10 protein-coding genes are annotated in these 13,003 nt (G+C 72.9%); 7 read left to right on the forward strand and 3 right to left on the reverse strand.

Features of this window, described 5'->3' with window-relative positions:
• The first annotated feature begins 11 nt into the window (after nucleotides 1–11).
• From QWM81_RS01670 to QWM81_RS01705, 7 genes are all read left to right on the forward strand, one after another.
• Nucleotides 12–1,175: an inositol-3-phosphate synthase gene (locus QWM81_RS01670; RefSeq protein ID WP_290109576.1), complete on the forward strand. Its 1,164-nt coding sequence runs from the start codon at nucleotides 12–14 to the stop codon at nucleotides 1,173–1,175.
• Nucleotides 1,172–2,074, forward strand: a complete 903-nt coding sequence (locus QWM81_RS01675; RefSeq protein ID WP_290109577.1) for an SCO3242 family prenyltransferase — start codon at nucleotides 1,172–1,174, stop codon at nucleotides 2,072–2,074. The genes QWM81_RS01670 and QWM81_RS01675 overlap by 4 nt, the downstream gene beginning before the upstream one ends.
• A gap of 55 nt (nucleotides 2,075–2,129) precedes the next feature.
• A complete protein-coding gene (locus QWM81_RS29055; RefSeq protein WP_353938269.1) occupies nucleotides 2,130–3,665 on the forward strand; it encodes an EboA domain-containing protein in 1,536 nt (511 codons plus the stop codon).
• Entirely contained in the window at nucleotides 3,662–4,522 is an 861-nt protein-coding gene (locus QWM81_RS01690; protein WP_290109578.1) for a TatD family hydrolase, read from the forward strand. Before QWM81_RS29055 ends, QWM81_RS01690 begins: the two co-directional genes overlap by 4 nt.
• Nucleotides 4,519–5,622, forward strand: coding sequence for a metabolite traffic protein EboE (gene eboE, locus QWM81_RS01695; protein ID WP_290109579.1), 1,104 nt, complete (start codon nucleotides 4,519–4,521; stop codon nucleotides 5,620–5,622). Before QWM81_RS01690 ends, eboE begins: the two co-directional genes overlap by 4 nt.
• Nucleotides 5,619–7,010 carry an alkaline phosphatase family protein gene (locus QWM81_RS01700; protein ID WP_290109580.1) on the forward strand — a complete coding sequence of 464 codons (1,392 nt, stop codon included), beginning with the start codon at nucleotides 5,619–5,621 and terminating at the stop codon, nucleotides 7,008–7,010. The genes eboE and QWM81_RS01700 overlap by 4 nt, the downstream gene beginning before the upstream one ends.
• A 73-nt stretch (nucleotides 7,011–7,083) precedes the next feature.
• Nucleotides 7,084–8,655, forward strand: a complete 1,572-nt coding sequence (locus QWM81_RS01705) for an MFS transporter (protein ID WP_290109581.1) — start codon at nucleotides 7,084–7,086, stop codon at nucleotides 8,653–8,655.
• Nucleotides 8,656–8,720: 65 nt separating this feature from the next.
• Here the strand turns inward: QWM81_RS01705 and QWM81_RS01710 are convergent, their stop codons facing one another.
• The 3 genes from QWM81_RS01710 to QWM81_RS01720 form a co-directional block, all read right to left on the reverse strand.
• Nucleotides 8,721–10,334: an outer membrane protein assembly factor BamB family protein gene (locus QWM81_RS01710; RefSeq protein WP_290109582.1), complete on the reverse strand. Its 1,614-nt coding sequence runs from the start codon at nucleotides 10,332–10,334 to the stop codon at nucleotides 8,721–8,723.
• 82 nt (nucleotides 10,335–10,416) lie between these two features.
• Nucleotides 10,417–11,574, reverse strand: a complete 1,158-nt coding sequence (locus tag QWM81_RS01715) for an epoxide hydrolase family protein (RefSeq protein WP_290109583.1) — start codon at nucleotides 11,572–11,574, stop codon at nucleotides 10,417–10,419.
• A 12-nt stretch (nucleotides 11,575–11,586) separates the two neighbouring features.
• Nucleotides 11,587–12,981 (reverse strand): FAD-dependent oxidoreductase, encoded by a 1,395-nt coding sequence (locus QWM81_RS01720; RefSeq protein WP_290109584.1) that lies wholly within the window; start codon nucleotides 12,979–12,981, stop codon nucleotides 11,587–11,589.
• Between the last annotated feature and the right edge of the window lie 22 nt (nucleotides 12,982–13,003).

Raw genomic sequence — 13,003 nt, forward strand, 5'->3', positions numbered from 1 at the left:
GGAGTCACACGATGGAAGGCAGAAGCGGTCTGTGGCTGATCGGCGGCAGGGGATCGGTGGCCACCACCGCGATCTGCGGCCTCGCCGCACTCAGGGCGGACCTGACGCCGGCCACCGGCTCCGTCACTGAACGCCTGGACCTGGATCCGGCCATGTTCCCCAGCTGGTCCGAGCTGGTGGTCGGCGGCCACGACATCGCCCGCACCCCGCTGCGGAAGCGGGCCGAGGAACTCGCCGCCGCCGGTGTGCTGCCTGCCCGGCTCCCGGCGGCGGTGACCGACGAACTGGAGGCGGCCGACCGCGAGATCCGGCCGGGATACGACGCCGTCGACGGGCCCGCCCGCCAGCTCGACGCCATCGAGGGCCTGGCTCGCGACATCGCGGAGTTCCGTCGCACCCATGACCTCGGCCGGGTCGTGGTCGTCAACGTCTCCAGTACGGAGCCCCCCGTCCGCCCGCTGCCCGAGCACGCGGACCTCGCCGCACTCGACCGCGCCCTCGCCTCCCCCGGGCGCGATGTGCTCCCGTCCAGCGCGCTGGCGGCTTACGCGGCCTTCCTCGCCGACTGCCCCTACGTCGACTTCACCCCCTCGCCCGGTCTGCGCATCCCCGCCGTCGTCGAACTGGCGCACCGACGGAACCTGTCCTACGCGGGCAGCGACGGCAAGACCGGTGAGACCCTCCTGCGCAGCGCGCTGGCGCCGATGTTCGTTGCGCGCGGGCTGCACGTCCGGTCGTGGGCGGGCACCAACCTGCTCGGCGGCGGCGACGGCGCGAACCTCGCCCAGGAGGGCCGTGCCGCGGGGAAGCTGGCCTCCAAGTCCCGCGGGCTGGAGGCGCTGCTCGGCGGCAAGGCCGACGCACCCCTGCACATCGACTACGTGCCCGACCTGGGGGAGCGCAAGGTGGCCTGGGACCACATCTCCTTCGAGGGGTTCCTCGGCGCGCGGATGAGTCTCCAACTGACCTGGCAGGGCCACGACTCCGCGTTGGCCGCGCCGCTGGTCCTCGACCTCGCCCGACTGGTGGCGGGCGCGCACGCGGCAGGTGAGTCCGGGCCCCTGGGTGCGCTCGCCTTCTTCTTCAAGGACCCGGTCGGCAGCGACGAGCACCGACTCGCCCAGCAGGAACGGGACCTGGTGGCCTGGGTGCGGCGCATCGCGGTGTCCCGGTGAGCGCTGCCGCGCCGGGACACCGGCTGGGCGCCTGGCTCGACCTGGTCCGCGCCCCCGCGGCCCTCACCGTGCTCGGTGACACGGTGGCCGGGGCGGCCGCCGCCGGGCGGCCGCTGCGCGGGCGGCGGTTGGCGCTGCCGCTCGCCTCCGCCGCGCTGTACTGGTCGGGCATGGCCCTCAACGACTGGGCCGACCGTGCGGCGGACGCGGACGAACGCCCGGAGCGTCCCCTTCCGTCGGGCCGGATCGCGCCGGGGGCGGCCCTCGCCGCGGCCGCCCTGCTCAGTGGCGGCGGGCTCGCGCTGGCCGCCTTCGCCGGCGGCTCCGACGCCCTGCGCGTCGCCGTTCCGCTGACCGCGGCGATCTGGGCGTACGACACCGTGCTCAAGCCGACTCGGGCCGCGCCGCTGGGTATGGCCGCCTGTCGCGCTCTGGACGTCCTGCTCGGTGCCGGCGCCGGTCGCGGGGCGTACGCCCTGACGCCTGCGCTGGCCCTGGCGACCCACACCCTCGGGGTGACCGTACTGTCCCGGGGCGAGGTCCACGGCGGGCGGCGGGCCGATGTCCGGGTGGCCCTGACCACCACATTGGTCTCCGCGGCGCTGACCTGCGGTGGGCGGGCGTCCTCCGTGCGGCACCGGGCAGCGGCCGTCCTGTGCTCACTGGTCTACGCGGGGACCACGGCCACCGCCCAGCTCGCCGCGGCCGCGGCACGGACCACCGGCACCCGTCCGGTCGAGCCCGCGGCCGTCCGAACCGCCACGGTGGCCGGGATCCACGGCATGGTGCCGCTGCAATCCGGGCTGGCGGCGCGGTCCGGGTCGGTCAGGGGCGCCGCGCTGGTGCTGGGCGTTCTGCCACTGGTCCGCAGGCTGTCCGCCGTACGGAGTCCGACATGAGTTCATCCCACCGTACGGAGTCCGACATGAGTTCAGCCGCCGTACGGAGTCCGACATGAGTTCATTCGACCTGGGTTACGGCACCAACGGGTTTGCGAACCATCGGCTGCACGACGCGGTTCGGGTCATCGCCGATCTCGGCTACACCGCGGTCGGTCTCACCCTGGACCATCACCACCTCGACCCGTTCGCGCCCGATCTTGCCAGGGCCACCGAGCGGCTGGCGGCGCTGCTCTCCTCGCTGGGGCTGCGGTGTGTGGTGGAGACGGGCGCGCGCTATCTGCTCGATCCGTCCCGCAAGCACCACCCCACGCTGGTCTCGGAGGCGGCCGGGCGGCGTGTCGACTTCCTTCGCCGTTCCGTGCGGATCGCCGAGTCGCTCGACGCCGGGTGCGTGTCCTTCTGGTCCGGTGTGGGTGAACCAGGCGTGTCAGGGCAGACCAACCGTCGCCGGCTGGTCAGGCACCTGGAACCGGTCGTCGCCGAGGCGCAGCGGCGCGGGGTGCGGCTCGCTCTGGAGCCCGAGCCCGGCATGGTCGTCGAGCGGCTCGACGAGGCGCTGGACCTTCGCCGGGCACTGGGAGAGCCTGATCCGCTGGGCATCACCCTGGACGTGGGGCACTGTGTCGCCGTGGAACCGGTGGACGCCGCGGAGTGCGTCCGCCGGGCCGGGCGGCTGCTGTTCAACGTCCAGCTGGACGACATGCTGCCGGGTGTGCACGAGCACCTGGAGTTCGGGCGCGGCGCGCTCGACCTCGCCGGCACGCTGGCCGCCCTCGACGGGATCGGGTACCGCGGCGTCGCCGCCGTCGAACTGCCACGGCACAGCCACGCCGCGCCCCAGGTGGCGTCGGAGGCCCTGGCCGCCCTGCGCCGGGCCCGGAAGGGGACGGCCGGCCGGTCCGTCGGCGCTCGTCGGTGCCCCGGTACCGTCCCCGAGGAAGGGACGCCGGCCAGGGACCCACGGCAGGACGACCGGCTCACGGCCGCGGAACGGCGCGTACGGGAGCGGCCCTCCGCCATTCACGAGGAGTACCCGCTGGCCGGGCGGGCTCCCGCCCGGCCGGCGGGTATCGACCCCGACTCACTGGTCCGCGGCACCGCCGACGACCGTGCCCGCACACGGCTGCTGTCGGTGCTGGCCGAGGTACTGCCCGAAGGGCAACTGGAACGCGAGACGGAACGGCTCTACCGGCACGGGGACGACGCCGAACGGCGGGGGGTGCTGCGTGCCCTGCCCGTGCTGCCCGCCTCGGTGACACGGCTGGGTCTCACGCTCGTCGAGGACGGCCTGCGCAGCAACGACCCGCGGCTGGTGGCGGCGGCCATGGGCCCGTTCGCCGCCGCGCACCTGGACCAGCCGGCCTGGCGGCAGGGCGTGTTGAAGTGCCTGTTCATCGGTGTGCCGCTCGCGGCGGTGGCGGGCCTGGGCCGGCGGACCGACTCCGAGTTGCTCCGGATGGCCCGCGACCTGGCCGAGGAGCGCCGGGCTGCCGGGCGGGACATCGAACCCGACCTGCGCGCCCTGCTGGGCACCGCCGTACCGCCCGCCCCGCCGCCGCCGCCGCGAGGAGAGGACGACTCCCGATGAGGATCTTCGATCCGCACATCCACATGACCTCCCGCACCACGGACGACTACGAGAACATGCGCGCGGCCGGTGTCCGGGCCGTGGTGGAACCCGCTTTCTGGCTCGGCCAGCCCCGCACCGGCCCGACCTCCTTCATCGACTACTTCGACAGCCTGATCGGCTGGGAGCGCTTCCGGGCGGCGCAGTTCGGCATCAGCCACAACTGCGCGATCGCCCTCAACCCGAAGGAGGCGAACGACCCCCGCTGTGCCGAGGTACTGGACGTGCTGCCGCGCTATCTCGGCAAGAACGGGGTGGTCGCGGTCGGGGAGATCGGCTACGACTCGATGACCGGGGCCGAGGACGACGCCTTCACGCGTCAACTGGCGCTCGCCGTCGAGCGGTCGCTGCCGGTCCTCGTGCACACCCCGCACCGGGACAAGCGGGTCGGCACCCGCCGCAGCCTGGACGTGGTCCGCGAATCCGGCATCGACCCGGGCGCCGTGCTGGTGGACCATCTCAACGAGGTCACGGCGCGGATGGTCGCCGACTCCGGCTGCTGGATGGGCTTCTCCATCTACCCCGAGACCAAGATGGACGAACACCGCATGGTCGCCGTGCTCAAGGAGTACGGAACGGCCCGGATACTGGTCAACTCGGCGGCGGACTGGGGCCGGTCGGACCCGCTCAAGACCCACCAGGTGGGCCTGGCGATGCTGGCAGCCGGATTCAGCGACGCCGACGTCGACAGGGTGCTCTGGCACAACCCGGTCGAGTTCTACGGGCGCAGCGGACATCTGCTCCTTGGTACGGAGCACGGAACCGGCGCCGCAGCGGCCCTGTACGAGGGCAACTCGGTGCTGCGGGGCCAGTCGTGACCCGGCTGTGCTACTGCACCAACGTCCACCCCGCGGAGGACGTGGCCGGCATCCTCGGTCAGCTCGACAGCCACGCCGTCCCGGTGCGCGAACGGCTCGGGTACGACCGGCTCGGCCTCGGTCTGTGGCTGGCGGCCGGGGCCGCCGCGGAACTGGCGGCCGACCCGGCCGCGCTCCGCCGTCTGCGCGCCGAACTGGACGCCCGCGGCCTGTCGGTGCTGACCCTCAACGCGTTTCCCTACGGGGGCTTCCACCAGCGGGTCGTCAAGCACACCGTGTACCGCCCGGACTGGACCGATCCGGCCCGCGCCCGCTACACCGCCGACTGTGCGCACGTGCTGGCCGGGCTGCTGCCGGACGATGCCGACAGCGGGAGCCTGTCCACGCTGCCGCTCGGCTGGCGCACGCCGTGGCCGCCCGCCGCCGACCGGGCTGCCCAGTCGGCGCTCCGGTGGACCGCCACCGAACTGCGCAAGGCCTCCGCGCGGGCCGGTCGTCCGCTGCGGCTCGCCGTCGAACCGGAGCCGGGCTGCGTGCTGGAAACCGTCGCAGACGCCGTGCGCTGGCTCGCGCCCCGGGTGGATCCCGAGGTCATCGGGATCTGCCTGGACACCGCCCATCTCGCCGTCTCCTTCGCCGACCCGGAACAGGCCGTCACCACGATCGAGCGGGCCGGCCTCGCGGTCGTCAAGATCCAGGCGTCCGCGGCCCTGCACGTCGACGACCCCCGTGATCCGCGGGCCCGCCGACTGCTCGCCGAGTACGCCGAGCCCCGGTACCTCCACCAGGTCAGGGAGCTGAGCGGCCAAGGCCGGGTGCTCGCGGCCGACGACCTCCCGGAGGCCCTGGACGGGCTGCCCGGCCGCGGGCCCTGGCGGGTGCACTTCCACATCCCGCTGCACGCCGAGCCGCAGGCCCCGTTGAGGAGCACCACCGAGGTACTGCGGCGGGCCGTGGCGGCCGTCCGGGACCGGACCGTGGTCGAGGTCGAGACCTACACCTGGCAGGTACTGCCCCAGGGCTCCGACCTCGTCGACGGCATAGCCGCCGAACTCACCTGGGCACAGCGCGAGTTGCTGGACGGAGGACGGTCGGTATGAAGCCCGTGGTCGTCCTGGACGTGGTCGGCATGACGCCGCGTCTGCTGCCGTACATGCCGAACCTCTCCCGGCTCGCCGACCGGGGCGGGTCCGCCCCGCTGCGCACCGTCCTGCCCGCGGTCACGTGCAGCGTCCAGTCCACCCTTCTCACCGGGCGGCTGCCCGTCGAGCACGGCATCGTCGGGAACGGCTGGTACTTCCGCGAGCTGGGCGAGATCCACTTGTGGCGCCAGCACAACCGGCTGGTCCGGGGCCCGAAGGTGTGGGAGACCGCCCGCGACCGGTATCCCGGCTACCGCGTGGCCAATGTCTGCTGGTGGTACGCCATGGGCGCCTCCACCGACGTGCTGGTGACCCCCCGCCCCGTCTACCACGCCGACGGACGCAAGTCGCCCGACTGCTACACCCGGCCGCCGGCGCTGCACGACCGGCTCTCCGAGGAGCTCGGTCCCTTTCCGCTGTTCCAGTACTGGGGTCCGACCGCCGGGCCGGCCTCCAGCCGGTGGATCATCGCGGCCGCCCGCCGCATCCTGCGCACGGAGCGTCCGGACCTGTCGCTGGTCTATGTACCGCACCTGGACTACGACCTCCAGCGCTACGGCCCGGACTCCCCGCAGGCCGTGGCCGCCGCCCGGGCCGTCGACGCGGAACTCGCGCCGCTGCTGGAGCAGGCCGATCAGGAAGGCGCGGCCGTGATCGCGCTCAGCGAGTACGGCATCACGCCGGTCGACCGCCCGGTGGACATCAACCGCGCGCTGCGCCGTGACGGCCGGCTGGAGGTGTACGAGCAGGCCGGTATGGAGTACCTCGATCCGTGGGCCTCGCGGGCCTTCGCGGTCGCCGACCACCAGATCGCGCACGTCTACGTCGGCGACGAGGCCGACGTACCCAAGGTGCGCGACCTGCTGACGCGGCTTCCCGGGGTGGCCGACGTCCTGGGCCGCGAGGAGCAGGCCGCGTACGGTCTCGACCATCCGCGCTCCGGTGAACTGGTGGCCGTCGCCGCGCCGGATTCCTGGTTCACCTACTACTACTGGCTGGACGATGCCCGGGCCCCCGACTTCGCCCGCTCGGTCGACATCCACCGCAAGCCGGGCTACGACCCGGCGGAACTGTTCTTCGACCCGGCGGACCGGCTGGTCAAGGCCAAGGCGGCCGTGGGTCTGGCCCGCAAGAAACTGGGCCTGCGCTACACCATGAACGCGGTGCCGCTGGACCCGTCCTGTGTCCGGGGCTCGCACGGCCGCCTGCCGGACTCCCTGTCCGACGGCCCCGTCGTGCTCTGCTCCGAACCCGGCTGGCAGCCCGGCCCGGCCTCCCCCGGTGGTGCCGTGCGCGCGGTCGACCTGCCGGACGTGCTGCTGCGCCTGCAGGGCCTGCGGGGCTGACCGCGGGCGGCCCCCCGCGTGCCCCCCGGCAGGCTCGGGGTTCACCGCGTCGACCACCGGAAAGGGACCCGTGATGAGTGCCACCGCGGCATCGAGCGAAGCGGCCTCGCGAGCCGGCGGACGGCAGTGGATCGGGCTGGCCGTGCTCGCCCTGCCGACCCTGCTGGTCTCGATCGACGTGTACGTCATGCTGCTCGCTCTGCCCGCCCTGTCCACGGCGCTCGGTGCGAGCGGCGTCCAGCAGCTGTGGATCACCGACATCTATCCGTTCGTGCTCGCCAGTCTGCTCATCACCATGGGCACCCTCGGCGACCGGATCGGCCGGCGCAAGCTGCTGCTCATCGGCGCGGCGGCCTTCGGCGTCGCGTCCGTGGGCGCCGCCTACGCCACCGGTCCGGGCATGCTGATCGCGGCGCGCGCCCTCATGGGCGTCGCCGGGGCGACCCTGGCTCCCTCCACCCTCTCGCTGATCTCCACCATGTTCCGGGACGCCAAGCAGCGCGGTGCCGCGATCGGGATCTGGGGAGCGTGCTTCTCCGTCGGCGCCGTGGTCGGACCGCTGGTCGGCGGGCTCGTGCTCGCCCGCTTCTGGTGGGGCGCGGCCTTTCTCGTCGGAGTGCCCGCCCTGGTTCTCCTGCTGGTCCTCGGACCGGTGCTGCTGCCCGAGTACCGTGATCCCGGTGCCGGCCGCCTGGACCTCGTCAGCGTCCTGCAGTCGGTGGCCGCCGTCTTCCCGGCCGTCTGGGGCATGAAGGAGCTGGCCACGGAGGGCTGGCGCACCCTGCCGGTCGTCGCCGTCCTGATCGGCATCGGCTCGGGTGTCGTGTTCACCCGCCGCCAGCGCACACTGTCCCACCCGCTGCTCGATCTCAGCCTGTTCTCCAGGCGCCGTTTCACCGCCGCGCTGGTCAGCCTGTTCCTCGGCACCATGCTCACCGGCGCGGTGATGTACTTCGTCACCCAGTCGCTGCAACTGCTCCACGGCCGCAGCCCGTTGAGCGCCGGTGTGTGGATGCTGCCGGCGATCGTCACCAACACCGTGGGTTTCGTGGTGGCGCCCAGGCTCGCGCAGCGTTTCCGTCCCGCCCACGTCATCGGCTCCGGTCTGCTCATCTGCGTCATCGGCATGGCGCTGATCACCCAGACCCGGGCCGACTCCGGCCCGGCGCTGCTGATCACCGGCTTCGCCGTGGTCTACCTCGGCGCGGGTCCCATGGTCACCCTGGGCATCGGCCTGGTGATCGGCTCCGCCCCGCCGGAGAAGGCCGGCTCCGCCGCGGCCCTCAACGAGACCAGCGGCCAGCTCGGATTCGCTCTGGGCATCGCGGCCCTCGGCAGCGTCGGCGCCGCGGTCTACCGCCGTACGATCGACCTCCCCCCGGGGCTTCCCGCGCCTGCCGTGACGGCGGCCGAGGACTCGCTCGCGAGCGCGGACGAGGCGGCACGGACGCTTCCCGGCCGGACCGCCGACGTCCTCCTCGACGCCGCCCGCACGGCCTTCGCCACGGAACTCCACACCGTGGTCGCCCTCGCCGGTGCCCTGCTCCTCGCCGCGGCGGTCCTGGTGACCGCCCTGCTCCGCCACGTCCCGCCCACCGGTCGCCGGCAGCCCGCCGAACCCGCGGACAGCGACCCGTCCGCCTGACGCCCCGCGCGGCGCAGCCCCGGGCCGTGTCACGGTCCGGGGCCGGCCGGCGGGCACGCCCGCCACTACGTGTGCGGACGCTCGGCCTCCAGCGAGTAGGCGATGAGCGCGGGCTGCGCCTCCTTGGAGTCCCCGGCGACACCCGCGCCCACCAGCAGCGTGTCACCGCTGACGGCCGGGAAGGAGTTGATGCCGGCCGGCGTGGTCGCGGTCCACAGTGTCTTGCCCGTACGCGTGTCGAAGGCGAAGACCCGGCCGTCGTACGTGGGGCAGAAGACCACGTCATTGGTGACCGTGGCGGCGCCGAGCGGCATCTGCGGCAGGGCACGCTGCCATTGCACCTTGCCGGTCCTCGTGTCGACCGCCGCGAGTCCGCCGCGGCCCCCGTCCGTACCCGGATAGGACATCCCGCCGGTGGCGCTCATCTCGGACGGGAGATCGACCCAGGGCACGAAGACCCGTCCCTCCGCGGAGGCCATCGGTGTCTCCACCCCGCCGAGGACGCCCGGATAGATGGTGACCGGCTCGTTCGGCAGCGGCCCCTCGTCGTTCAGGTGGATACCGACCGAGCGGGTCCACAGCGGTTCACCGTCGTCGGCGCGGTAGGCGAAGACCTTCCCCATCTTGCCCGCCACGATCACGATGCCGGTCTTCTTGCCGCGGATCGGCACGGTGGTGAGGATGGGCGATATCTGGAGGTCGTAGTCGCGTATGTCGTGCGGCAGGGCCTGGCGGTACCAGAGCAGTTTGCCGGTGCGGCCGTCGAGGGCGACCAGGGAGTTGGTGTAGAGGTTCGGGCCCGGCCGACTGCTCCCGTTGGGATACTCGGGGGTGCCGGGCATGGGCGCCGGGTTCCCGACGGCCAGGAAGATCCGGCCCTGGCTGTCGATGGCGGGCGGGAACCAGAGGCCACCGCCGGAGTTGATCTCGGGGTGGCCCCACAGATCGCCGTCCTTGACGGTGTTGAAGCTCCACTTCGGTTTGCCGGTGGCGATGTCGAGGGCCCAGACCGTCCCCATCGTTCCGGGCACGTACGTCCCGAAGGTCGACGGTACGGTGCTGACCACGACAGTGCGCCCGTAGACCTGGGGAGCGACGTCGACGCCGCCCTTACCGGCGTCGATCAGGTGCCTCGACCACACGGTCCGCCCGGTGCGCGCGTCCAGTGCGAACGCGCTGGTGAAGGTGGTGCCCAGGAGCAGCCCGTGGCGGTACGCGACACCGTTCGGCCCGACGCTGGGGTCGTCGAACTCGCGCTTCCAGCGGACCCGGCCCGTCTCCTTGTCCACCGCGTAGACGTTGGAGTTGAGGTCGATGGCGTAGACCGTCCCGCCCACCACGATCGGGTTGGAGGCCATCAGGCCGGCGAAGGTGGGCTTGCCTGTCAGCGGCAGCCGCCATTTCACCTTGAGGTCGCGGACGGTCTTGGAGTTGATGGGTGTCCGGGTCGTGGCCCGGGTGTTGGAGAGATCGCCGTTGGCGATCGGCCAGTCGGCCGCCGGCTCGTGCCCGCGCAGGTGCGGCTTCGCCGGTGCCGCCGCCCCCGCGCTGTGCGGACCGGTGCTTCCCGATCCGACCAGCAGGGCGAGGACGGCCAGTCCCGTCAGCCCGGTGCGGCCCGCTGCGATCCGTCTGCCGCGGCGGGTCCCGCGGGCGCGCGCGCTTGCGTTGGCTGTCAAGCTGGCCTCTTTTCCGCCCGGTACCGGTTCGCGGAGCCGGGCTGCTCGAAGTGGTCTTCCTTCGCGGGGGTCGGCCGCGGCCTCAGCGCCGTGTGCGCGCGAACGCCCGGACGTCGCTGACGAACAGTTCCGGCTGTTCCAGGGCGGCGAAGTGCCCGCCCCGGTCGAATTCGGACCAGTGGGTGAGCGTGGGGAGGATCCGCTCCGCCCAGCGGCGGATCGGCCGGACGGCGTCGCCGGGGAACACGGCCACCCCGACGGGCATCGCCAGCGGCCACGGGCCCGCCCAGGTCCGGAGGAAGTCGGCGTCCAGCCGGTTGGACTCGTAGTAGAGCTGCGCGCTGGGACCGGCGGAGGCGGTGAACCAGTAGATCGAGACGTTGGTCAGCAGCCAGTCGCGGCTCACCGGGATCTCCGCCGCCGGCCCGGCCGCCGACCACTCCTTGAACTTCTCCGCGATCCAGGCGAGTTGGCCGACCGGGGAGTCGGTGAGGCCGTACGCGAGGGTCTGCGGCCGGGTGGACTGGATCTTCCGCCACCCGGCGCCGTCCTGCTCGAACGCGGCCGCGAACTCCAGGCGGGCACGGTCCTGCGGCTCAAGCCGCGCCGGCTCGGCCGGATCCTCCGGCGGCAGGGTGACCAGCATGTTGAGGTGGACGCCCGCGACGTGCTCCGGATCGGCCAGTGCCGTCCGAAGCGAGACCGGCATCCCCCAGTCGCCGCCCTGGACGAGGTAGCGCCGGTAGCCGAGCCGGTGCATCAGTTCGGCCCAGGCGCGGCCGATCCGAGCGGTGTCCCACCCGGCCTCCCGGGGCCGGCCCGAGAAGCCGTAGCCGGGCAGCGAGGGGATGACCAGGTGGAACGCGTCGGCGGGGTCTCCGCCGTGGCCGCGCGGATCGGTCAACGGCCCGATCACGTCGAGGAACTCGGCCACCGAACCGGGCCAGCCGTGCGTGACGATCAGCGGCATGGCGTCCGGCTCGGGTGAGCGGATGTGCAGGAAGTGGATGTCGACACCGTCGATCTCGGTGAGGAACTGCGGGAACGCATTGAGGTGTTCCTCGGCCCGGCGCCACGAGAAGCCGGTGCGCCAGTACTCGGCCAGTTCCCTCAGACAGCCGACAGGGACACCGCGCTGCCAGCCGGTGCCGGGCAGTTCCTCCGGCCAGCGGGTTGCGGCGAGCCTGCGCTCCAGGTCGTCCAGGGCCTCCTGCCCGACAGCGATACGGAAGGGACGCATGGCGGGTGCCTTTCAGCTGGGCCGTCGTACGACGTCGGTCGGCGCGGGTCCGGCGGTGGCGGCCGCACCCGTCGGTGGGCGCAGCGAGTGCCGCAGGACCCGGAGCAGTGTCCTGGGCCGCATCAGCGACGCAGGGGGGTCGATCAGCCCGGCCGCGCGGATGAAGGCGGAGGTGAGTTCCGCGTCGTGGGTGGCGGCGCGGTGCAGCCGGTCGACGTAGGCGTTGGCCAGACGTATCCGGGGCGTTCGGCGCCCCTCGACGCCGCGGTAGCCGAGATCGGCGCCGGCCGCGAACTCCCAGGGCGCGTCGACGGCCGCTGCGACCTCCCGGAAGAAGCGCCGGAAATCCGGAGGCGCGCCGGAGGCCAGGTGCCGCCGCAGTGCGAGCGCCTCCAGGGCCGCGACCGACATCCCCTGCCCGTACACCGGATTGAAGCTGCACACGGCGTCACCCATGACCAGGAAGTTCTCGGGGAAACGGGTCAGCCGCTCATAGTGGCGCCGCACGCTGGCGGGGAATTTGAACGTCCCGGAGTCGAGGGTCGGTGTGGCCCGGCGGACGGCGTCGTAGATGTCCGGTACCGGCAGGGACCGGGTGAAGGCCAGGAACCCGTCGAGATCCGCCGGCGGATGGTCCCCGAGGATGCCGGTGAGCGACAGCTGCACCTGGCCGTCGTCACCCGGCACCCGGTAGAAGAACGCGCCCCGCGGATGCGCCGGGGTGGCCACCGGGATGATCGCCAGTTCCTTGCCGAACGGATCGCTGTTCAGGGCGAAGTGGCGGGTGGTGTAGGCCAGGTCGATCTTGATCCTGGTCTCCTCCGGGCGTTCGTAGCCGAGCTCCTCCAGCCAGACCGGGGTGCGCGAGCCCCGTCCGGTGAGGTCGACGACCAGATCGGCCGGCAGCACCTCGGGAGAGCCGCCGTCCTGGCGCTGGACCCGGGCGCCGGTGACCCGGCGCCGGTCGGCGTCGGTCTGAAGGCCGAGGATGTCGTACCGCTCCAGGAAGGTGACCCGGGGCATGGCCTGGACCCGGCGGCGGACGTGGTATTCCAGCACCGGCCGCGTGGCGGGCACCGACAGCAGCCCCGAGTGGCCGGAGGCGAGCCGGCGGCCGTTGAAGTACCAGCGGATGGAGCTGCTGAAGTCACCCGGCCGGACACCGGCCGTCCGCAGTTCCTCGGTCAGACCGGGGAAGAGCTCCTCGAAGATCTGCTGGCCACGGGCCACCAGACCGTGCGCGTGGCGTCCGTGCGGAGCGCCGCGCCGTGCCCCGGTGACACCGTCCAGTTCGTCCCGGTCGACGACCAGGACCTCCGCGTACGCCTCGGCCAGGACGGTGGCGGCCAACAGCCCCGCCATGCTCCCGCCGAGCACGACCGCGCGACCCTTTGCACCGCGGCTCATCACCGGTACCTCCTTCTCCCGC

The sequence above is a fragment of the Streptomyces ficellus genome, from assembly GCF_030406405.1.
Classification (GTDB): Bacteria; Actinomycetota; Actinomycetes; order Streptomycetales; family Streptomycetaceae; genus Streptomyces; species Streptomyces ficellus_B.